The organism is Azospirillum sp. A29, assembly GCF_042604625.1.
Taxonomy (GTDB): domain Bacteria; phylum Pseudomonadota; class Alphaproteobacteria; order Azospirillales; family Azospirillaceae; genus Azospirillum; species Azospirillum palustre.
In genome coordinates this window covers 227541-246486 of the sequence record NZ_CP170466.1, presented here as the reverse complement: position 1 = coordinate 246486, position 18946 = coordinate 227541, and the positions used below count along the sequence as shown (strand labels likewise).

The window sequence follows — 18946 nt, the reverse complement described above, 5'->3', positions numbered from 1 at the left end:
TCAGTAGACCTTCATGTTCGGGTCGATTCGGCGCGCCCAGGCATCGACACCGCCATCCAGGTTGATGGCGCGGTCGAAGCCCTTGGAACGCAGCCACATGGTGACCTGCGCGCTGCGGCCACCGTGGTGACACACGACGACGACATCGCGGTCCTTCGGCAGCTCCTCCACCCGACCGGGAAGCCCGTTCATCGGGATGTGCAGGCTGCCGTCGATGGCGCACAGCGCAAACTCCCACGGTTCGCGCACGTCGAGGACGACCGGTTCGTCGCCGGCCTTGCGGCGGCGGTCCAGTTCTTCCACCTCGATCTCAAACGGTGCGGCCATGGTTGCTCACTTTCGTGCAAGGGCGACGGCGACGGTAGCGCAGAACCGCGCAGAGGTAAACTGCACGGTTCAGTTCAAGACCAGTCCAACCGGCGAATCCGGTCAGAACACGAAGGAGGCCTTCTTTTCGAAGCCCGGCAGCGCGTGCGGCTGTGCCTCGAACAGGGTGCGGCTGGACACCACGCCGGCGGTGCGCTGGAACAGCCGGACCTCGCCGACGCTGCCCTTGCCCTGGACGATGGCGACCAGACGACCGCCTTCCGCCAGCTGGCCGGTCAGCGAAGCCGGCACCTCCGGAACGGTACCTTCGACGACGATCACATCATAAGGGGCGTTTTGGGCGTACCCCTCCGCCAGCGGACCGGTGACAGTCTTGGCGTTGGCGATCCCCTGCCCGGCCAGCGCCGCGGCCGCGGCGGCGGTCAGTTCTTCGTCGCAATCCAGGCCGACAACCGACGAGGCGAGCCGCCCCAGCACCGCGGTGGAGTAACCGCCGGCGGCCCCGACGTCGAGCACGCGGTCGGTTTCCTGCACGGCAGCAGCCTGCAGCATACGGGCGAAGACCATCGGTTCCAGCAGGAAGCGGCCCTTGCCGATGGGGAGATCGTCGTCGACATAAGCGACGCCGCGCGCCGACGAAGGAACGAAGGCTTCGCGCGGAAGCTCCGACAGGACATCGACGAGACGTTGATCCGTCACCTTGTTGGGGCGGATCTGTCCCTCGACCATGAAATAGCGTGCGGCGGCGAAATCGGTCATGGCGGTCGCTTATTGATGTGTTGTGACGACACCGGCACCAAGCCGAACAGCGAACGGCTTCCTGCCATGGCGGTATATAGCCGCAAAGGCTTGGCGAACACAACGTCACGAGCGATATGCGGGCGGGCTTTGCCGAAGGTCGGGAAAACGGCCGGCGGAGTCGTCGGCAAAGAGCGGCCATGCCGGTTCGATCGTCGATGTTCGAAAATCGTCACCATTCGCCTTGACCGCTCCGTTCCAGGCCGCTATACCACCGCTCCACACCGAGGGCGCACCGGAAACGGCGCGCCGGTGCCGGTCAGGATGGCGCGGTGGCAGAGTGGTGATGCAGCGGACTGCAAATCCGTGTACGTGGGTTCGATTCCCGCCCGTGCCTCCATACCTGACAGCAGTATAGATGATGGTCAATTAGACTGAACGCAGCCCCGCCCCCAGCGGGGCTTTTCGCGTTTGGGCCTTGTTTTCATTCACAGAATGCCCCTCGCCCGCCGTCGAAAGAAAATTCATTTTTCTGTCGGAATTGGCTTGGCAGGGCCGAATGGTTCGGCTATACACCCGCCACGCCAACAACGGCGACGGCCGAAAGGTCAGTCACCGATCCCGGTTAGCTCAGTTGGTAGAGCAGCGGACTGTTAATCCGCTTGTCGCTGGTTCGAGTCCAGCACCGGGAGCCAGATCGAAAAGGCCGGATGCCGAACGCATCCGGCCTTTTTGTCTTTCTGCACTCTTGCTGCTTGACTGTGGCGCTTAAGTAACCGAATTCGGTTTAAAGCAGTTGGGCTAGGACTGACGGTGGCCCACCACGGCATGAACTAGTCCCAAAAGACGATCCTGCTTTGCCGGAAGCGAAATGCCGCGCACGTCTGTGCGGGGTTAGACTTGATAATAATCCGGGCCGAGCCTTGGGCCGGGCGTCTCCAGCCGATGGAGGACCGCCGTGCTTCTGCCATTCCAATCCGAACATTTCCGCACCGCACCGCCGGTCGGCAGCACCGGCAACCGCTCGTCCGAATCTGACGAGCGTCCGGTCCGGACGGTTGACTGCGTCACGGCAATGCTGCTGTTCCTGGCGGCCGTGCTGGTCGCCCTGCTGGCTTTCAGCGCCGATTGGACCGGACCTGTCGCCGACCGCAGTCCGCAGGCCTACGAGAACACCCCGGTTCTGGTGATCCCGCCCCACCCGCGCTGAACGGTCGGGAGCAAGGCACCGGTCGTCGAGGCGCCTTACTCCACCAGATCGTCATAGATGCTGTCGTCGGAATCCGATGGGTCGCCGCCCACCGCGGCGACCGCCACCCGCTTCCATTCCCCACACCAGTCGGTGGACAGGGTAATTGGGAAATCGCCTTCCGGGCTTCGCGGGGTCACCACCGGCGGATAGCGCCGGCAGGTTCCCTTCGGCCCGCGCTGGCGGAGCCCCTGCCCCTCCCAGAAGCGGCAGGTGTAGCAGGTGTCGAGTCGCTTCATCGCGGACCGCTCTCCTTAATGATGGCCGGCGTTATGTCGGTCGGCCACGCGGACCCGCTTCTCCCTCCGTCAACCGGTGGAGGGCGGTTTGGCAGGCCGCATCGTGTCTGCGCATCTGGCGTAGTACGACTTGATGTCCGCGTCCAGAACGCTGCGGCGGCGTCCCTCCTCGGACCCCTCCGGTGCGTCGCTCAGGCGCTGGAACTCCTGGACGGCCTGTTCCAGTTCCTGTTCGCTTTCGATGGGCATGCTGTCACCTTTCCCCTTTGATTGCGGGACCCGGACAAGACAACAGCGGCTGACGGCGGTATGTTTCCATCACCATGGTCGCGCTTGTGGTGGACGACCGCGCGATGACGGCTTGATGAGCCGCGACTCGAACGCAATGTCATGCTTGTGTCACCCGAGTCGCGACGGACAGGGCCGCGCGTCGCCGGGGGTACCCTTGGCCCTGCCTTGCGCGGGAGTGCGGCGTCATGCGGGTCGTCTCAACACCGGTTATGCCGCGTCTGGTGGCGGCCGTCCTTTTCCTGATCGGCCTGCAATTGGCCGTCCCCGGCGTTGTCCCGGCCGAAGCGGCGGAGTCTGCGCAGTTCGACCCGGAGCGTGTCGTCCGTTCCGTCGTCGGCATCACCGCCACTGTGCCGGCGGACAGCCAGAGCGCCCGCACCCTGGGCACCGACCGCGAGGGCAGCGGGGTCGTCATCGACGGTTCCGGCCTGATCCTCACCATCGGCTATACGGTGATGGAAGCGTCGCAGATTCAGGTCATTGCCGCCGACGGACGCAGCTATCCCGCCAACATGGTGGCCTATGACGCCGTCAGCGGCTTCGGGCTGCTGCGGGCGGAGATGGGGTTTTCAGCCCCCTGGCTGCGGCTGGCCGGTCCAGGCGCCGTGAAGGAGGGCGACACCCTGCTGGCGCTCAGCGGCGGCGGCAATCGCGGAGCCACCGCCGTGAAGGTGGTCGGCAAGCGGGAGTTCGCCGGCTATTGGGAATATCTGCTGGACGAGGCGCTGTTCACCTTCCCGCCGATCCGCGCCTTCAACGGCGCCGCCCTGGTCAACCGCGAGGGCCGGCTGGTCGGCATCGGATCGCTGCTTGTGGCGGAGGCGGTGGAGGGGCGCGGCCTGCCCGGCAACATGTTCGTCCCCGTTTCGGCGCTTGAGCCGATTTTGGCCGACCTTCTGGCTTACGGGCGACGGCAGGAACCGGCCCGTCCCTGGCTGGGCGTCACCCTGCGCGAAGAGATGGGGCGGCTGCTGGTGGAAAAGGTGTCGCCACGCAGCCCAGCCGAGTCGGCCGGCCTGCGCCCCGGCGATTGGATCGTCGGCGTCGGCGGGCAGCGCTTCAATGGACTGGCGGATTTCTACCGCAAGCTCTGGGGGCTGGGACCGGCCGGCATCGTCGTTCCGCTCGAGGTGATGCGCGGTTCCACCTTGACCCCGGTTCCTGTGACCTCGGCCGACCGCGTGCGGTTCCTAAGGCTGAACCCGACGCTGTGATGCCTGCCCCAACAGCCGGTTACCTTCCCGGGCGCTTGTGAACGGCGCGCCGGCATAGCACCCTGTGGGAAACAGCCATCCATGGACCCGCGCCCATCATGAACCATCCCGACATCGAGATTCTCGACAAGAAGACCCCCTACAAGGGCTTTCTGACCATCGACGTCTACCGCCTGCGCCACAAGAAGTTCGACGGCACCTGGACCGACGTGCTGCCGCCGCGCGAGGTGTGCGATCGTGGCGCCGCGGTGGGCGTCCTGCTCTACGATCCCGATCTCGACACCGTGGTGATGATCGAGCAGTTCCGCGTCGGCTCTGCGGCAGCCGGCGGCCCGGCCTGGATGACCGAGATCGTCGCCGGCATGGTCGGCGAAGGCGAGAGCCCGGAGGAGGTTGCGCGCCGAGAATCGATGGAGGAGGCCGGCTGCGCCATCCAGGAGATCGAGCAGATCTGCGATTATTACGTCAGTCCGGGCGCCTTCACCGAAGTCGTCACCGTTTTCTGCGGCCGGGTCGACAGCCGCAACCTCGCCGCGACCGGCGGCCTGGAGGAGGAACATGAGGACATCCGCATCATGGCCCTGCCGGCCGACGAGGCGATCGGCATGATGGACGAGAACCGCCTGCGCAACTCCGTCGCCATCATCGCCATCGGCTGGCTGGCCCGCCACCGCGAGTCCCTGCGCAAGCGCTGGCTGGGTCAGGGGTAAGGTGCGGGGGGGGGGTCCGGCTCCCAGGCTCCACCGCTTATTTCACGCTTGATTCGCGTTCAATGCAGCATTTCACACTCCCTACCTTGAAACCGCAGCCCTGCGCCCTGATAGTATCGCCAGCAATCCACATCCGACTTTGGGAGTACCCGCCTTGGACATCCGCAACGGCTTCATCGGCGCCATCGGCAACACGCCGCTGATTCGCCTGGAAGGGCCATCGAAGGCGACGGGTTGCGAAATCCTGGGCAAGGCGGAGTTTCTGAACCCCGGCGGGTCGGTGAAGGACCGTGCCGCTCTCGCCATCGTCCGCGACGCGGAAGAGCGCGGGCTGCTGCGCCCCGGCGGCACCATCGTCGAGGGCACGGCGGGCAACACCGGCATCGGGCTGGCTCTGGTCGGCAATGCGCTCGGCTATCGCACCGTCATCGTGATGCCGGAAACGCAGAGCCAGGAAAAGAAGGACATGCTGCGCCTGGTCGGCGCCGACCTGCGGCTGGTCCCGGCAGTCCCCTATTCCAACCCGGACAATTACGTCCGCTATTCCGGCCGTCTGGCCGAGGAACTGGCGAAGACCGAGCCGAACGGCGTCGTCTGGGCCAACCAGTTCGACAACACCGCCAACCGCGACGGCCACCGCACCACCACCGGGCCGGAAATCTGGGACCAGACCGGCGGCAAACTCGACGCCTTCACCTGTGCGGTGGGCAGCGGCGGCACGCTGGCTGGCATCGCGCTGGCCCTGAAGGAGCGGAATCCGAACATCCGCATCACGCTGGCCGACCCGATGGGCGCCGCCCTTTTCAGCTACTACACCAGCGGTGAGCTGAAGTCGGAAGGCAGTTCCATCACCGAAGGCATCGGCCAGGGCCGCATCACCGCCAACCTGGAAGACGCGCCAATCGACGACGCCGTGCAGATTCCCGATGAAGAGGCGCTGCCGATCGTCTTCGACCTGATCAAGACCCAGGGTCTGGTGCTGGGCGGATCGAGCGGCATCAACATCGCCGCGGCCATGCGGGTGGCGCGTGACCTCGGCCCCGGCCACACGGTGGTGACCATCCTGTGCGATGGGGGGCAGCGTTACCAATCGAAGCTCTTCAATCCTGACTTCCTCCGTGAGAAGAATCTTCCTGTGCCAGACTGGCTGGCCTGACTCTCTTCGAGGGGGATATGGACGCGCTTTTCCGTGAGGACGCCTACGCCCGCAACTGCGTCGCCACCGTTACGACGGTGGACGAGCGTGGCATCCGGCTCGACCGCACCGTCTTCTATCCGACCGGCGGCGGCCAGCCGGGCGATACCGGCGTCCTGCGCTTCGATGGTTTCGAAGTCCGCATCAAGGACACGGTGAAGGGCGACGGCGGCCCCGACGATGTCATCCATGTGCCGGAAGACGGACAGGAACTGCCCAGCCCCGGCACCGCGGTGGAGGCGGAGATCGATTGGGACCGCCGCCATCGCCACATGCGCATGCACACCGCGCTGCATTTGTTGTGCGCGGTGGTGCCGGGGTCGGTCACCGGCGGGCAGATCGGCGCGGACAAGAGCCGGTTGGACTTCAACGTCCCCGCCGAATCGCTGGACAAGGACTCCATCGCCGAGGCGGTGAACCGGCTGATCGCTGCCGACACTCCCGTCGGCACCCGCTGGATCACCGACGATGAGATGGCGACGCAGCCGGAACTGGTGCGCACCATGTCGGTCAAGCCGCCGACCGGCAGCGGCCGGGTGCGCCTGCTGGATGTGGAGGGGGTCGATTTGCAGCCCTGCGGCGGCACCCATGTCGCCCGCACCGGCGAGATCGGCGGAATCGAGGTGACGAAGATCGAAAACAAGGGCAAGCAGAACCGGCGCGTCGTCATCGCGCTGAAGGACTGAAGCCGTTTCGCCGATCCGTTGCCCGACAGCCCCTATTCTCAAGGACGCGCAGCATGAGCGACAGCATTGTTGAAGCGCTGGCCGGCCCCGTCGTCTCCACCGACTGGCTGGCCCGCAATCTCGGCCGGACGGGGCTGAAAATCCTCGACGGATCCTGGCACATGCCGGCCCTGAAGCGCGATATCCGGGCGGAGTTCGCGGCGTCCCACATCCCCGGCGCGCGCCTGTGCGACGTCGACGAGGTGGCGGCGCCGAACACCGCCCCTCTGCCCCACATGGTCCCGGACGAAGAAACCTTCGCCGCGAAAATCGGCGCGCTGGGCATCGGCGACGGCGACACCGTCGTCGTCTACGACAGCGCTGGCATGGCGACCGCGGCGGCGCGTGTCTGGTGGCTGTTCCGCCTGTTCGGTTTCGACCGGGTGGCGGTTCTGGACGGCGGCCTGCCGAGATGGCTGGCGGAAGGCCGCCCGACCGAATGGGGCGAAGCCGCTGCGGTCCAGCCGGCGGTCTTCACGGCGCGCAAGCGGGCAGACCTGCTTCGCAGCGCCGATCAGGTCCTCGCCAACATCGACGCACAGGCCGATCAGGTCACCGACGCCCGTGCCCAGCCACGATTCGAAGGTGCAGTGGCCGAACCCTGGCCCGGCCGGCGCAGCGGCCGCATTCCCAGCAGCTTCAACCTGCCCCACACCGACCTGATCGACGCTAACAGCAAGACCCTGCTGCCGCCGGACATCATCGTGCAGAGGGCGCGTGCGGCGGGGCTGGACCTCGACCGTCCGGTGGTTGCCTCCTGCGGCAGCGGCATCACCGCCTGCGTCATCGCGTTGGGCCTCGCCACCGCCGGCAAGCCGGACGTGGCGATCTATGACGGCTCCTGGGCCGAATGGGGCCTGCGCGAGGATCTGCCGCTGGAGACGGGGCCGCGGCAGCCGTGAGCGCCCCCCTCACTGTCAGGTCCTGCGCAGCGGAGGATTGCGACGCCGTCGTCGCGCTGTGGACAGCCTGCGGGCTCGTGGTGCCATGGAACGACCCGGCGGCCGATTTCGCGCTGGCACTGTCGAAGAGCAGTTCGACGGTGCTGGCCGCCATCGAGGACGGGCGGGTCGTCGCCACCGCCATGGTCGGGCAGGACGGACATCGCGGCTGGATCTATTACGTGGCCGTCGATCCGGCCTTGCAAGGCCGGGGCCTCGGCCGCCGGATGGTGGCGGAGGCGGAGGGTTGGCTGGCCGCGGCCGGCATGCCCAAGGTCCAGCTGCTCGTCCGCGAGACCAACCAACGGGTGCTGGCCTTCTATGAGAGGTTGGGATATGCCAGATCGCCCGTTACGATGATGCAGAAATGGCTGACCAACCCTTTTCCCTGACCCGCCCCGCCGTGCACGCCGCCAGCCGGCCGGGCCATCTGCCGGTGATCGTCACCTATCTGGAGATGACGGCGCCGCCGGCCCATGCGCCGGTGCGCCGGCCGGCCGGAAACCTCACGCTGGTGCGGTCCAATCCGCCGAGCTGGTCCTTCTACCGCTATCTCTACGACACGGTGGGCGAGCCCTGGCTGTGGCACGAACGCCGCCGCATGCCGCGCAAGGAGCTGGAGCGCTCGATCCTCGACCCGCGGGTGGAGGTGTGGGTGCTGTATGTCGACGGCACGCCCGCCGGTTACGGCGAGCTGGACCGGCGGACGCAGGAGACCGACCTCGCCTATTTCGGCCTGATGCCCGACTTCATCGGCCACAAGCTGGGCCCCTGGCTGCTCGATACCATCATCCGCAAGGCCTGGGACGGCGGTGCGTCGAAGCTGGTCGTCAACACCTGCACTTTCGACCATCCCAAGGCCCTGCCGCTCTACCAGAGCATGGGTTTCGTCCCAACCCGCCATGTCGCCCGCGAGGTCCGCGACCCGCGGCTGGACGGTGCGCTGCCGCGCAGCTCGGGGAATCATATTCCGCTGGCGGGATAAGGCTGGGGAAGCCGACCCACCTCCCCCCTTGACCATTCCGACCACCGCGCCCCATCTACCGCGGAACGCCGGAACCCTGTTGCGGACCGGCGCGTTCCTTCAGACAGGCGGAAGCTCCGCCATTACGAGCGTGAGGTGGGGCCTTGATGGGTTGGATCATTCGGACGCTGGTGTTGTGCTTTATCGTCGGCTTCGTGCTGTCGTTCCTGCGCATCGATCCGGCCAGCATCCTGACGAACAGCTGGCAGACGGTGCAGGACATCGCGGCACTGGTCATCGAAGCCGGGAGCTGGGCCCTGCCCTACATCCTGATCGGCGCGGTCGTGGTGGTGCCGCTGTCGCTGATCGGGCTGGTCATGCGCTGGAACCGCTCGCGTCCGCCCTCCTGAATCCGGACAAAAAAACAGGAGGCACCGGAACCGGAGCCGGAGCCTCCTGTGAAACAGGGAGGGTTAGAGACAGTCATAGGTCTACGCCCGATCACCCCGTCCTGCGTTGATGCATGTCAACGGACCGGCACTTTCCCCGACCTTTGCTGAAACTTCCGTCCGGAAAAGAAAAAGCCGGAGCCATCCATGCGGACGCTCCGGCTCAGTGATACAGGGAGGTTTAGAGACGAGACGGACTTTATGTCGAAACGCATAGTCCGTTCGTTGATCTGAATCAAAAGCACTTAAATTCCCGGCAAGCCACCCGCATTGTCCCACCGCTGTTCTCAGCCGAGAATCTCCGCCAGCGCCACCACCAGCGCCTTGTTCTCCTCCTCGCGGCCGACGGTGATGCGCAGGCAGTCCGACAGACCATATTCGGTCACCGCCTTTACCAGGATGCCGCGGTGGGCGAGATGGTCGATGACCGCCTGGGTGCCCAGCGACGGATCGGTCGGCACACGCGCCAGCACGAAGTTGCAGACGCTGGGATAGACGCGCAGCCCGACACGTTCCAGTTCGCGCGACAGCCAGGGCAGCCATTGCGCATTGTGGGCGAAGGTCGCCTCCTCATGCCCGGCGTCGGTCAGCGCGGCGGCAGCGGTCAACTGGGCGGGCAGCGAGACGTTGAAGGTGCCGCGGATGGCGTTCACCGCCTCGATCACAGTCGCCGGACCATAGCCCCAACCGACCCGCAAGCCCGCCAAGCCATGCATCTTGGAGAAGGTGCGGATCAGCATGACGTTGTCGCAATTCTCGACGATCTCCGTCCCGTCGCTGTAATCCGGCAGGCGGCAGTAATCGGCATAGGCCGAATCCAGAACCAGCAGCGTGTGCGGCGGCAACCCGGCGCGCAGCCGCTGCACCGCGTCGGCCGGGATGTAGGTGCCGGTCGGGTTGTTCGGGTTGGCGAGGAAGCAGATTCTGGTGCGCTCGCTGGCGCGGTCGATCAGCGCCTCGACATCCACCACCATGTCCCGTTCCGCTGCGACGACCGCGGTGGCGCCGGCGGCGCGGATCGCCTTGAGGAAGCCGCGATAGCCCCGTTCGTGGCACAGCACCTCGTCGCCGGGCCCGGCGAAGGCCTGCGCGACCAGATGGATCATCTCTTCCGACCCGGCAGTGCAGACGATGTGATCGAAGTCGATGGAATGGCGGCGCGCGATGGCGTGGCGCAGCGGTTCCTGGTCCCAGTCGGGATAGCAGTGGATGCGGGTCGCCGCCTCGCAATAGGCGTCCAACGCCAGCGGGCTCGGGCCGAGCGGATTGTGGGTCAGCGACAGGTCGATCCACCGGCGGCCGTCGCGTGGAGGGCGAGCGGGACGGTACGGCTTGATCTGGCCAACGCTGGGACGGGGGCTGAGCAGGTCCATAACCTCGGTCTCCGGTAGCGGATCGGTCGAACAGCACGTCAGGCGACCGATTGAACCGCAAACCGGTGCGCGACGCCACAGGACATTGCGCCGCGCACCCTAAGTCGAGGTGTTTTGTTTCCGGATGGCAGGCCGAACGGAACCGCCGGCCTGCCGACCGTCTCAGTGGTTTAGAATTTGGCTGAGGAAGAGGCGCGTGCGGTCCGATTTCGGATTGGAGAAGAATGCATCCGGCGTGTCCTGCTCGACGATCTCGCCGCGGTCCATGAAGATCACGCGGTCGGCGACCGACTTGGCGAAGCCCATCTCGTGCGTCACGCACAGCATGGTCATGCCGTCCTCGGCCAACCCGATCATGACGTCCAGCACCTCCTTGACCATTTCGGGGTCCAGCGCGGAGGTGGGCTCGTCGAACAGCATCACCTTCGGGCTCATGCACAGCGACCGCGCGATGGCGACGCGCTGCTGCTGGCCGCCCGACAGCTGGCCGGGATATTTCTTGGCCTGTTCGGCGATGCGCACCCGCTTCAGGTAGCTCATCGCCCGCTCTTCCGCTTCCGCCTTCGGCATCTTGCGGACCCAGATGGGGGCCAGCGTGCAGTTTTCCAGCACGGTCAGGTGCGGGAACAGGTTGAAATGCTGGAACACCATGCCGACTTCGCGGCGGACCAGCTCGATGTTCTTGAGGTTGTTGGTCAGTTCGATCCCATCGATGACGATGGTGCCCTTCTGATGCTCCTCAAGCCGGTTCAGGCAGCGGATCATCGTCGATTTGCCCGACCCGGACGGGCCGCAGACGACGATGCGCTCGCCCTTCTGGACGCTGAGGTTGATGTTCTTCAGGACGTGGAACTCGCCGTACCACTTGTTGACGCCCGTGCAGCGGATGATTTCCTCGCCGCTGAGGGCGTGCTTCGGCTTGGCTGCCTGGGACATGGCCTGGGACATGGGTTCTCGTGTCTCCCTTGACGGCGAGGATCAGCGGCGGTGGCCGCGATTGAGATCGCGTTCGAGCTTCTGGCTGTACTTCGACATGCTGAAGCAGAAGATCCAGTAGATCACGCCGATGAACAGATAGGCCTCGCGGTAGAAACCGCGCCAGGACGGATCGGACAGCGCGGCCTTCGCCGTGCCGAGCAGATCGTACAGGCCGATGATGATGACCAGCGAGGTGTCCTTGAAGAAGCTGATGAAGGTGTTCACCAGCGGAGGGATGGCGACGGCCAGCGCCTGCGGCAGGATGATCTTGCGCATCTTCTGCCAATAGCTGAGCCCCAACCCGTCCGCCGCCTCATACTGGCCCTTAGGGATCGCCTGCAGGCCGCCACGGATCGCTTCCGCCATATAGGCGGCGGCGAACATGATGAAGGCGATCTGCGCGCGCAGCAGCTTGTCGATGGACACGCCGTTCGGCAGGAACAGCGGCAGCATCACCGACGCCATGAACAGCAGGCTGATCAGCGGCACGCCGCGGATCAGTTCGATGTAGGTGACGCACAGCACCTTGACCGCCGGCATGTTCGACCGGCGGCCCAGCGCCAGCAGGATCGACACCGGGAAGGCCACGGCCAGACCGATCACCGACAGGATGATGGTCAGCGGCAGGCCGCCCCACAGCGTGTTCTCGACATAGGTCAGGCCGAAGACGCCGCCCCACATCAGGACCGCCACCAGCGCCAGCCCGGCGGCCCAGACCAGCCCGAACCACGGCTTCCAGAAACGGCGGTCGCAGCTGGCGACCAGCAGGGCGATGAAGACGGCGATGGTCACCAGCGGCCGCCACTGCTGTTCCCACGGGAACATGCCGAACATGATGAAGCGCAGCTTCTCGCTGATGAAGCCCCAGCAGGCGCCGCCGGCATCCTGCCGGCAGACGGTTGAGGTCGCGTCGAAGCCGTGGGCGCGGAACAGCAGCCAGTTCATGAAGGGCGGAATCGCCGACGCCAGCAGCCCCAGAACCAGAATGGTCAGGATGGCGTTGTACCAGCTGTTGAACAGGTTGTTGCGCAGCCAGGCAATCGGGCCGACGGTGTTGGCCGGCGGACGTTCGTCCGGCAGGCCGACGCTTTGCACGTTGTCGGTCATGGCCGTTACCGCTCCACCAGCGCGATGCGCTTGTTGTACCAGTTCATGAAGATCGAGATGCTGAGGCTGATGACCAGATAGGTGCCCATGATCATCGTCACGCCTTCGATCGCTTGGCCGGTCTGGTTCAGCGTCGTGTTGGCGATGGACACCAGATCGGGATAGCCGATGGCCAGCGCCAGCGAGCTGTTCTTCGTCAGGTTGAGATACTGGCTGGTCAGCGGCGGCACGATCACCCGCAGCGCCTGGGGCAGGATCACCAGACGCAGCGTCGGGCTGCCCGGCAGGCCGAGTGCACGGGCCGCCTCGGTCTGGCCCCAATTGACCGCCTTGATGCCGCTGCGCACCACCTCGGCGATGAAGGCTGCGGTGTAGAGCGTCAGTCCGGTCAGGATGGCGAAGAATTCGGGCGAGATGGAGCCGCCGCCGGTGAAGTTGAAGCCGGTCAGCTTCGGCACGTCCATCGCGAGCGGCGCGCCGCCGGCAAGCCAGGTCAGGATGGGCAGGCCGACGATGAGGCCGAGCCCGGTCCAACCAGCGGGGAACGGCTGCCCGGTGCGGGCCTGCCGTGCCTTGGCCCAGCGCGACACGCCCCAGGCGGCGACGATGCCGACCAGCAGGGCGATGCCCATGTTGGTCCAGACCGGGTCGGGCGCGGGCACCGGCACGCGCAGGCCGCGCTGCGACAGGAAGACGCCCGGGATCGGGTTCAGCGCCTGGCGCACCGGCGGCAATCCGTCGGACACCAGCGCGTACCAGAAGAACAGCTGCAGCAGCGGCGGGATGTTGCGGATGATCTCGACATAGGTCGAGGCCAGCTTGGCGATCAGCCAGTTGCTGGACAGGCGGGCGACGCCGATGAGCGTGCCGATGATCGTCGCCAGGATGACGCCGATGATCGACACCTTCAGCGTGTTCAGCACGCCGACCAGGAAGGCCCGGCCATAGGTGTCCTTCGGCGAATAGTCGATCAGCGACTCGCCGATGCCGAAGGCCGCTTCACGCTCCAGGAAATGGTACCCGGTCGCGATCGAGCGCCGCGCGAGGTTGTCGAGCGTGTTTGAAATCAGAAACCAGCCGACCAGGACGACCGCGCCTACCACCAGAATCTGGTAGACGATGGCGCGGAACGTCGGGTCGCTGAGGGAAAACGATACGCCACCCGGCGGCGGAGCGCCTTGGGTGGTCCGGGTCTCGGTCGCCACGGACTACTCTCCCCCAACCATCGCGCTCCATACGGTGCCCACGCGGTCCCGGACGTTCTTCCGGGCATTTCCCACACCGTAGGGAATGCGACATGTCTCCCAAATGCGGCCCCCTGCGCAGGCGCTTCGCTGGCGCCCTTCGCGACCGCTCCCAAAAGAACCGGAAGGCCGCCCCCGGCAACGGGCTGCGGGCGGCCTTCAGACGGTGACGTGCCTTACCGGAACGGCTGCGCGTACATCAGGCCGCCCTTGGTCCACAGCGCGTTCAGGCCGCGCTCCAGCTTCAGCGGGGTGCCCGGGCCGACGTTGCGGTCGAAGATCTCGGCATAGTTGCCGACCTTCTTCACGACGTTGTAGGCCCACTTCTCGTCCAGGCCCAGGGCCTTGCCCATGCCCGGCGAGGTGCCGAGGAAGCGCTGGATGTCCGGGTTCTTCGAGTTGGTGAACTCGTCGGCATTCTTGGAGGTAATGCCGAACTCTTCCGCCTGGATGGTGGCGAAGATCGTCCATTTCACGATGTCGAACCACTGGTCGTCGCCATGGCGCACGGCCGGGGCCAGCGGCTCCTTGGAGATGACTTCCGGCAGGATGACGTGGTCGTCGGGAACCGGGGCGACACCGGCACGGGTACCGGCCAGACCGGACACGTCGGTCGTCAGCACGTCGCAACGGCCGGCGAAGTAGGCGGCGTTAACCTCGTCGTTCGACTCGATGACGACCGGGTTGTAGGTCATGTTGTTGGCGCGGAAATAGTCCGCGAGGTTCAGTTCGGTCGTGGTGCCAGACTGGACGCAGACGGTGGCGCCGTTCAGCTCCTTGGCGCTCTTCACGCCCAGCTTCTTCGGAACCATGAAGCCCTGGCCGTCGTAATAGGTGACGGGGGCGAAGTTCAGGCCGACCGAGGTGTCGCGGGTCAGCGTGGCGGTGGTGTTGCGCGACAGCAGGTCGACTTCGCCCGACTGGATGGCGGGGAAACGCTGCTGGGCGGACAGCGGGGTGAACTTGACCTTGTTGGCATCGCCGAAGATGGCGACGGCGACGGCACGGCAGTAATCGACGTCCAGGCCGGTCCAGTTGCCGGCGCTGTCGGGGTTGCCGAAGCCCGGAAGGCCGGCGTTCACGCCGCACTGCACGAAGCCGCGCTGCTTGACGGTGTCCAGCGTGGCAGCGCCGGCGACGGCGCTGGCGGAAACGACCACGGCCGCTGCGGCGGCGGCCAGGAACCCTGACTTCATATTATGAACTCCACCCTGTTCTTGCGTTCTTCGCTTTGAGCGGTCTGATGACGCGCTTGGTCACGCCGGCTCCATAATCCAACCGGAACGACCCTGCCGGACCGATCCGCCTGACAATCCGGCGGACCGATCCCCACTGGACCCGTCCTGTGAGGATCGCGACGCAGCCATGCGCGTGGGACAAGAGTGTATCAACTTGATCCGGCTTGTCGAATCCTCTGTGCATTGGTGGTGTTACCAGAACATCCCGTCCACTGACGGCCGTTGCGCGCAATCCGCGATGGCGGTGGGACGTCCGGAGTGACAGAATGTTCGGCCGCGCCCGCACCGCCTGCCCTGGGGTTCTCCCGGCTATGGTGGACTCGGACGGGCCGGATTGCCGCTCCAGCCAAACGGACAGTCGATGAAGGACGTCACCAAGGACACGATTCTCGTGCATGCCGGCCGCGACCCGCGGAACAACCACGGCATCGTCAACCCGCCGGTCTATCATTGCTCGACCGTGCTGTTCCCGACCTTGGACGCGCTGGAGGAAAGCGACCGGAACATGCTGACCAGCGTGAACTACGGTCGCATGGGCACGCCCACCACCTTCGCCTTCGAAGAGGCGGCGGCTGAACTGGAAGGCGGCTACAGGTCGGTGAACACCGGCTCCGGCCTCGCCGCCATCGCCATCGCGCTGTCCGCCTTCACCAAGGCCGGCGACCATGTGCTGATCACCGACAGCGCCTATGGCCCCACCCGCCGCTTCGCCAAGGAGACGCTGATCCCCTATGGCGTGGAGGTGGAGTTCTACGATCCCTGCATCGGCACCGGCATTTCCGCCCTGCTGCGGCCCAACACCAGCGTGGTCTTCCTCGAATCGCCGGGCTCCCTGACCTTCGAGGTGCAGGACGTTCCGGCCATCGCCGCCGCCGCAAAGACGGTCGGCGCCACGGTGATGATCGACAACACCTGGGCGACCCCGCTGTTCTTCCGCCCCTTCGACCATGGCGTCGATCTGTCGATCCATGCCGCGACCAAATATATGGTCGGCCATGCCGATGCGATGCTGGGCGTCGTCACCTGCCGCGACGAGGAAAGCTGGACCGCGGTCAAGAAGACCGCCACCCGTTTCGGCGTCTGCGGCGGGCCGGACGACCTCTATCTCGGCCTGCGCGGCCTGCGCACCCTGTCGGTGCGCATGCGCCAGCACCAGGAGAGCGCACTGGCGCTCGCCGACTGGCTGGCAGCCCGGCCGGAGGTGACGCGGGTGCTGCATCCCGCCCGTCCCGACTTCCCCGGTCACGAGCTGTGGAAGCGCGATTTCACCGGCTCCAGCGGCCTGTTCTCGGTGATCGTCAATCAGGTGCCGCGCAAGGCGCTGGCGGCGATGCTGGACGGGATGGAGCTGTTCGGCATGGGCTACAGCTGGGGCGGCTTCGAAAGCCTGATCCTGCCGACGCGGCCGGCGGCGGTGCGCTCCGCCACCCGCTGGACGGATCCGGGTCAGGTTCTGCGCCTGCACGCCGGGCTTGAGAGCCCCGACGACCTGATCCGCGACCTTGAGGCCGGCTTCCGGCGGATGGCCGCCGCTCTTTGAGTGCGGCGGACAGTTGAGGAGTGATTTGCCATGACGGAAACACCGTCGACCGAGATCGGCCCGTTTGAAGAGGTGCTGGCTGCCATCCGCTTCACCGCCGATGGGTTGGTGCCCGCCATCGCCCAGGCCGAGGGCAGCGGCGAAATCCTGATGATGGCCTGGATGAGCCGCGATGCGGTGGTCGAGACCCTGTCCACCGGCCGCGTCTGCTACTGGTCCCGGTCGCGCGGCGGGCTGTGGCGGAAGGGAGAGACCTCCGGACAGGTGCAGCGGCTGAAGGATTTCCGGGTGGATTGCGACGGCGACACTCTGCTGCTGATCGTGGTGCAGGACGGCGTCGCCTGTCACACCGGCCGGCGCAGCTGCTTCTATCGCGCCTGGCGCGACGGAAAGCTGGAGACGATCCAGGCGGTCGAAACCGATCCGTCCATCCTCTATGGCGACCATTCGCACAGCCACGGCTGAGAGACCAAACTTGAAAAGGGCTGGGACGGGAGCCGATTCGCAACGGCGGGTGCATTCGTTGATCCACATCAAAGCGGCACCCCTGCCGAAGGGTATACACACCTTCTTGTCTCTAACCCTCCCTGTATATGACTGCACCGGGCGCTCCTTTGGACGCCCGGTTATTTTTTGCCTCAGGGACCGCATCCGAAACTTCGGACAGCGATCGGCGCGTTTGCACCGCGGAACCTCTTTCGGACGATCCGCTCCGGCAGCCTGTTTGGCCGGTGGCATACCGCCTCGCCTGCCCGCGCATCGCCTTGGTCAGCCGAGCCTGTGCCGTTCCGCAGCTGAAAACCTGCCCATATGGGAGAGAAAGTCTTCATTCAGTCTCAAAAAGATCCTGCTTTCGGCCACAAAAACAACGAATAAAGAAGCAGTTCATTTCTTTAATTCGATCAAGTTTCAATTATCTGTGTCATCTCGTCCGCCCCCCTTTGTATTGCCCCTTTATCGCTTTTCGACCGCCCGGGACCCATGGTTAACATCTGGTTAATCGTTAACAGCACGTTAACGGCACTGATGGAGAGACGCCATGCGCCAGTTTTGGGGGACTTCGAACAACGACGCCATGACCGGCACCGCCTTTGATGACCGTCTCGACGGCCTGGATGGCGACGACCGCATCGACGGCGCCGGCGGAAACGACCAGCTGTATGGCGAACGGGGGAATGACTCGCTGATCGGCGGCCTGGGCAACGACCAGCTGCATGGCGGCGACGGCAACGACTGGCTCGGCGATCCCTATGGCGGCAACGAGGCCGGCAACGATTCGATGTGGGGCGATGCCGGCAACGACCAGCTGTTCGGCGGCGACGGCAACGACTGGCTGGACGGCGGCACCGGCGACGACATCCTGAAAGGGATGCGTGGCGACGACACCATGATCGGCGGCGCCGGCAACGACACGCTGTATGACAGCTATCGCGACGGCGGTGCCGACCTGTTCCGGCCGGGCACCGGTGACGACACGATGGTCAGCTACACCGACGGGCAGGTCGACCGCTTCCTGATGGAGCAGGCGACCGGCGGCTTCGGCCACGACACCATCAGTTACTTCGAGCGGGGGATCGACCAGATCGAATTCCATGGCTACAGCGCGGGCCAGATGTCGCTGACCTCCAGCGGCTTCCAGTCGACCTTCACCTTCGCCGACGGCTCGTCGCTGACCGTCGATCAGGTCGGGCTGAGCGCCGGCCACGATTTCATCTTCACCTGACCTGTCCGCCCCCTGTCCGGAAGGAGGTCTCCCGGGAGCGATGGGGTCACCCCGTCGGCGCGGGGGACCTCCGGCCACGCTCGTGCTGTTGTAGGGGCGGACATTTCCGCGCCGTCAGCAAAAAGGCCAAGAACGATGGACCACCGCCGCCTTTCCCTGCGCACGCTCTTCCCCGCCCTGCCGGCCCTGGCTCTCCTGCCGGTTCTGGCGTTGGGTGCCTGCGCCAGTTCCGACATGGGCGGCGTCCCGTCGGCGGAGGTCGCGACCCAGCCTCCGGTGGAACTGGTCGGGCTGACCGTGCAGACACCGGACGGCCGCCGCATCCTCGGCAACGTCACCGACCTGGTGATCGGGCCGGCCAACCGGGTGGAGCAGGCGATCATCACCGTCGGCGCCCCCCGTTTCCCGAACGAGCACAAGGTGATGGTCGCCAGCGACAATCTGCGCTATGCCCGCAACCGTCAGGCGGTGATCCTCACCGGCATGACGGCGGAACAGTTCGCAGCGCTGCCGCCCACCGCCGGAAGTGACCGCATGGTGTCGCTCGGCAACAATGGGGTGGTTCTGCCTACCGGTACCGCACCGACCAACTGGGCCGGGGCAACGACCCCGACGCGCTGACCCTTTCCCAACCGGAAACGCACCAATAAGAAAGGGGGCCGGCTGAACCGGCCCCCCTTTTGCTGCCCAGATTTTACTGT

Annotated in this window: 23 protein-coding genes and 2 tRNA genes; 15 read left to right on the top strand and 10 right to left on the bottom strand. The window is 65.7% G+C overall.

The features are described 5' to 3' along the window. The 3 genes from ABNQ38_RS16020 to ABNQ38_RS16010 form a co-directional block, all read right to left on the bottom strand. Positions 1-327, bottom strand: a complete 327-nt coding sequence (locus tag ABNQ38_RS16020; RefSeq protein WP_098739752.1) for a rhodanese-like domain-containing protein — start codon at positions 325-327, stop codon at positions 1-3. 102 nt (positions 328-429) lie between these two features. After that, complete coding sequence (locus ABNQ38_RS16015; RefSeq protein WP_377809260.1) at positions 430-1086, bottom strand: protein-L-isoaspartate O-methyltransferase; 657 nt, start codon at positions 1084-1086, stop codon at positions 430-432. Beyond that, positions 1083-1304 (bottom strand): hypothetical protein, encoded by a 222-nt coding sequence (locus tag ABNQ38_RS16010; RefSeq protein ID WP_377809259.1) that lies wholly within the window; start codon positions 1302-1304, stop codon positions 1083-1085. Before ABNQ38_RS16010 ends, ABNQ38_RS16015 begins: the two co-directional genes overlap by 4 nt. 87 nt (positions 1305-1391) lie before the next feature. Here ABNQ38_RS16010 and ABNQ38_RS16005 point away from each other — a divergent pair. From ABNQ38_RS16005 to ABNQ38_RS15995, 3 genes are all read left to right on the top strand, one after another. Further along, a tRNA-Cys gene (locus tag ABNQ38_RS16005) sits at positions 1392-1465 on the top strand. A gap of 219 nt (positions 1466-1684) precedes the next feature. Then, positions 1685-1760, top strand: a tRNA-Asn gene (locus tag ABNQ38_RS16000). Between the two features lie 263 nt (positions 1761-2023). Continuing rightward, complete coding sequence (locus ABNQ38_RS15995) at positions 2024-2275, top strand: hypothetical protein (protein WP_377809258.1); 252 nt, start codon at positions 2024-2026, stop codon at positions 2273-2275. 35 nt (positions 2276-2310) lie between these two features. On the opposite strand, the gene ABNQ38_RS15990 is transcribed toward ABNQ38_RS15995, so the two are convergent. After that, on the bottom strand, positions 2311-2553 hold the full coding sequence (locus ABNQ38_RS15990; RefSeq protein WP_109048993.1) for a hypothetical protein: 243 nt from the start codon (positions 2551-2553) through the stop codon (positions 2311-2313). A 69-nt stretch (positions 2554-2622) separates the two neighbouring features. Continuing rightward, a complete protein-coding gene (locus ABNQ38_RS15985) occupies positions 2623-2802 on the bottom strand; it encodes a hypothetical protein (protein ID WP_098739756.1) in 180 nt (59 codons plus the stop codon). Between the two features lie 227 nt (positions 2803-3029). Between ABNQ38_RS15985 and ABNQ38_RS15980 the strand changes: the two genes are divergently transcribed. From ABNQ38_RS15980 to ABNQ38_RS15945, 8 genes are all read left to right on the top strand, one after another. Further along, the gene (locus ABNQ38_RS15980) at positions 3030-4058 is read left to right on the top strand and encodes a S1C family serine protease (RefSeq protein WP_377809257.1); all 1029 of its coding nucleotides are present in this window, start codon (positions 3030-3032) and stop codon (positions 4056-4058) included. A gap of 98 nt (positions 4059-4156) precedes the next feature. Further along, positions 4157-4768: an NUDIX domain-containing protein gene (locus ABNQ38_RS15975; RefSeq protein ID WP_376959431.1), complete on the top strand. Its 612-nt coding sequence runs from the start codon at positions 4157-4159 to the stop codon at positions 4766-4768. Positions 4769-4922: 154 nt separating this feature from the next. Continuing rightward, positions 4923-5924, top strand: coding sequence for a cysteine synthase A (locus ABNQ38_RS15970; protein WP_377809256.1), 1002 nt, complete (start codon positions 4923-4925; stop codon positions 5922-5924). Between the two features lie 17 nt (positions 5925-5941). Next, positions 5942-6649: an alanyl-tRNA editing protein gene (locus ABNQ38_RS15965; RefSeq protein WP_377809255.1), complete on the top strand. Its 708-nt coding sequence runs from the start codon at positions 5942-5944 to the stop codon at positions 6647-6649. Positions 6650-6702: 53 nt separating this feature from the next. Next, positions 6703-7590 (top strand): sulfurtransferase, encoded by an 888-nt coding sequence (locus tag ABNQ38_RS15960; RefSeq protein WP_377809254.1) that lies wholly within the window; start codon positions 6703-6705, stop codon positions 7588-7590. After that, positions 7587-8021, top strand: coding sequence for a GNAT family acetyltransferase (locus ABNQ38_RS15955; RefSeq protein ID WP_377809253.1), 435 nt, complete (start codon positions 7587-7589; stop codon positions 8019-8021). Before ABNQ38_RS15960 ends, ABNQ38_RS15955 begins: the two co-directional genes overlap by 4 nt. After that, positions 7997-8614: a GNAT family N-acetyltransferase gene (locus ABNQ38_RS15950; protein WP_377809252.1), complete on the top strand. Its 618-nt coding sequence runs from the start codon at positions 7997-7999 to the stop codon at positions 8612-8614. The genes ABNQ38_RS15955 and ABNQ38_RS15950 overlap by 25 nt, the downstream gene beginning before the upstream one ends. A 146-nt stretch (positions 8615-8760) precedes the next feature. After that, on the top strand, positions 8761-9003 hold the full coding sequence (locus ABNQ38_RS15945; RefSeq protein ID WP_246307237.1) for a hypothetical protein: 243 nt from the start codon (positions 8761-8763) through the stop codon (positions 9001-9003). 326 nt (positions 9004-9329) lie between these two features. On the opposite strand, the gene ABNQ38_RS15940 is transcribed toward ABNQ38_RS15945, so the two are convergent. From ABNQ38_RS15940 to ABNQ38_RS15920, 5 genes are all read right to left on the bottom strand, one after another. Further along, complete coding sequence (locus ABNQ38_RS15940; protein ID WP_377809251.1) at positions 9330-10415, bottom strand: pyridoxal phosphate-dependent aminotransferase; 1086 nt, start codon at positions 10413-10415, stop codon at positions 9330-9332. Positions 10416-10577: 162 nt separating this feature from the next. Next, positions 10578-11351, bottom strand: coding sequence for an amino acid ABC transporter ATP-binding protein (locus tag ABNQ38_RS15935; RefSeq protein ID WP_376959759.1), 774 nt, complete (start codon positions 11349-11351; stop codon positions 10578-10580). Positions 11352-11393: 42 nt separating this feature from the next. Beyond that, positions 11394-12500, bottom strand: coding sequence for an amino acid ABC transporter permease (locus ABNQ38_RS15930; protein ID WP_109047536.1), 1107 nt, complete (start codon positions 12498-12500; stop codon positions 11394-11396). Positions 12501-12505: 5 nt separating this feature from the next. Continuing rightward, positions 12506-13705 (bottom strand): amino acid ABC transporter permease, encoded by a 1200-nt coding sequence (locus ABNQ38_RS15925; RefSeq protein ID WP_377809250.1) that lies wholly within the window; start codon positions 13703-13705, stop codon positions 12506-12508. Positions 13706-13920: 215 nt separating this feature from the next. Continuing rightward, entirely contained in the window at positions 13921-14940 is a 1020-nt protein-coding gene (locus tag ABNQ38_RS15920; protein ID WP_377809249.1) for an amino acid ABC transporter substrate-binding protein, read from the bottom strand. Positions 14941-15343: 403 nt separating this feature from the next. Here ABNQ38_RS15920 and metC point away from each other — a divergent pair, with 403 nt between their 5' ends. The 4 genes from metC to ABNQ38_RS15900 all read left to right on the top strand — a co-directional run bounded on the left by metC (position 15344) and on the right by ABNQ38_RS15900 (position 18866). Beyond that, the gene (metC, locus tag ABNQ38_RS15915; protein WP_377809248.1) at positions 15344-16522 is read left to right on the top strand and encodes a cystathionine beta-lyase; all 1179 of its coding nucleotides are present in this window, start codon (positions 15344-15346) and stop codon (positions 16520-16522) included. Between the two features lie 30 nt (positions 16523-16552). After that, positions 16553-16987, top strand: a complete 435-nt coding sequence (gene hisI, locus ABNQ38_RS15910; protein WP_377809247.1) for a phosphoribosyl-AMP cyclohydrolase — start codon at positions 16553-16555, stop codon at positions 16985-16987. Positions 16988-17561: 574 nt separating this feature from the next. Next, the gene (locus tag ABNQ38_RS15905; RefSeq protein WP_377809246.1) at positions 17562-18245 is read left to right on the top strand and encodes a calcium-binding protein; all 684 of its coding nucleotides are present in this window, start codon (positions 17562-17564) and stop codon (positions 18243-18245) included. 135 nt (positions 18246-18380) lie between these two features. Continuing rightward, positions 18381-18866 (top strand): PRC-barrel domain-containing protein, encoded by a 486-nt coding sequence (locus ABNQ38_RS15900; RefSeq protein WP_377809245.1) that lies wholly within the window; start codon positions 18381-18383, stop codon positions 18864-18866. Positions 18867-18946: the final 80 nt, after the last annotated feature.

Coding starts and splice junctions, on each gene's coding strand:
- ABNQ38_RS16020 (WP_098739752.1), bottom strand. CDS start 327: ATGGCCGCACCGTTTGAGATCGAGGTGGAAGAACTGGACCGCCGCCGC.
- ABNQ38_RS16015 (WP_377809260.1), bottom strand. CDS start 1,086: ATGACCGATTTCGCCGCCGCACGCTATTTCATGGTCGAGGGACAGATC.
- ABNQ38_RS16010 (WP_377809259.1), bottom strand. CDS start 1,304: ATGGTGACGATTTTCGAACATCGACGATCGAACCGGCATGGCCGCTCT.
- ABNQ38_RS15990 (WP_109048993.1), bottom strand. CDS start 2,553: ATGAAGCGACTCGACACCTGCTACACCTGCCGCTTCTGGGAGGGGCAG.
- ABNQ38_RS15985 (WP_098739756.1), bottom strand. CDS start 2,802: ATGCCCATCGAAAGCGAACAGGAACTGGAACAGGCCGTCCAGGAGTTC.
- ABNQ38_RS15980 (WP_377809257.1), top strand. CDS start 3,030: ATGCGGGTCGTCTCAACACCGGTTATGCCGCGTCTGGTGGCGGCCGTC.
- ABNQ38_RS15975 (WP_376959431.1), top strand. CDS start 4,157: ATGAACCATCCCGACATCGAGATTCTCGACAAGAAGACCCCCTACAAG.
- ABNQ38_RS15965 (WP_377809255.1), top strand. CDS start 5,942: ATGGACGCGCTTTTCCGTGAGGACGCCTACGCCCGCAACTGCGTCGCC.
- ABNQ38_RS15960 (WP_377809254.1), top strand. CDS start 6,703: ATGAGCGACAGCATTGTTGAAGCGCTGGCCGGCCCCGTCGTCTCCACC.
- ABNQ38_RS15950 (WP_377809252.1), top strand. CDS start 7,997: ATGGCTGACCAACCCTTTTCCCTGACCCGCCCCGCCGTGCACGCCGCC.
- ABNQ38_RS15945 (WP_246307237.1), top strand. CDS start 8,761: ATGGGTTGGATCATTCGGACGCTGGTGTTGTGCTTTATCGTCGGCTTC.
- ABNQ38_RS15940 (WP_377809251.1), bottom strand. CDS start 10,415: ATGGACCTGCTCAGCCCCCGTCCCAGCGTTGGCCAGATCAAGCCGTAC.
- ABNQ38_RS15935 (WP_376959759.1), bottom strand. CDS start 11,351: ATGTCCCAGGCAGCCAAGCCGAAGCACGCCCTCAGCGGCGAGGAAATC.
- ABNQ38_RS15930 (WP_109047536.1), bottom strand. CDS start 12,500: ATGACCGACAACGTGCAAAGCGTCGGCCTGCCGGACGAACGTCCGCCG.
- ABNQ38_RS15920 (WP_377809249.1), bottom strand. CDS start 14,940: ATGAAGTCAGGGTTCCTGGCCGCCGCCGCAGCGGCCGTGGTCGTTTCC.
- metC (WP_377809248.1), top strand. CDS start 15,344: ATGAAGGACGTCACCAAGGACACGATTCTCGTGCATGCCGGCCGCGAC.
- hisI (WP_377809247.1), top strand. CDS start 16,553: ATGACGGAAACACCGTCGACCGAGATCGGCCCGTTTGAAGAGGTGCTG.
- ABNQ38_RS15905 (WP_377809246.1), top strand. CDS start 17,562: ATGCGCCAGTTTTGGGGGACTTCGAACAACGACGCCATGACCGGCACC.
- ABNQ38_RS15900 (WP_377809245.1), top strand. CDS start 18,381: ATGGACCACCGCCGCCTTTCCCTGCGCACGCTCTTCCCCGCCCTGCCG.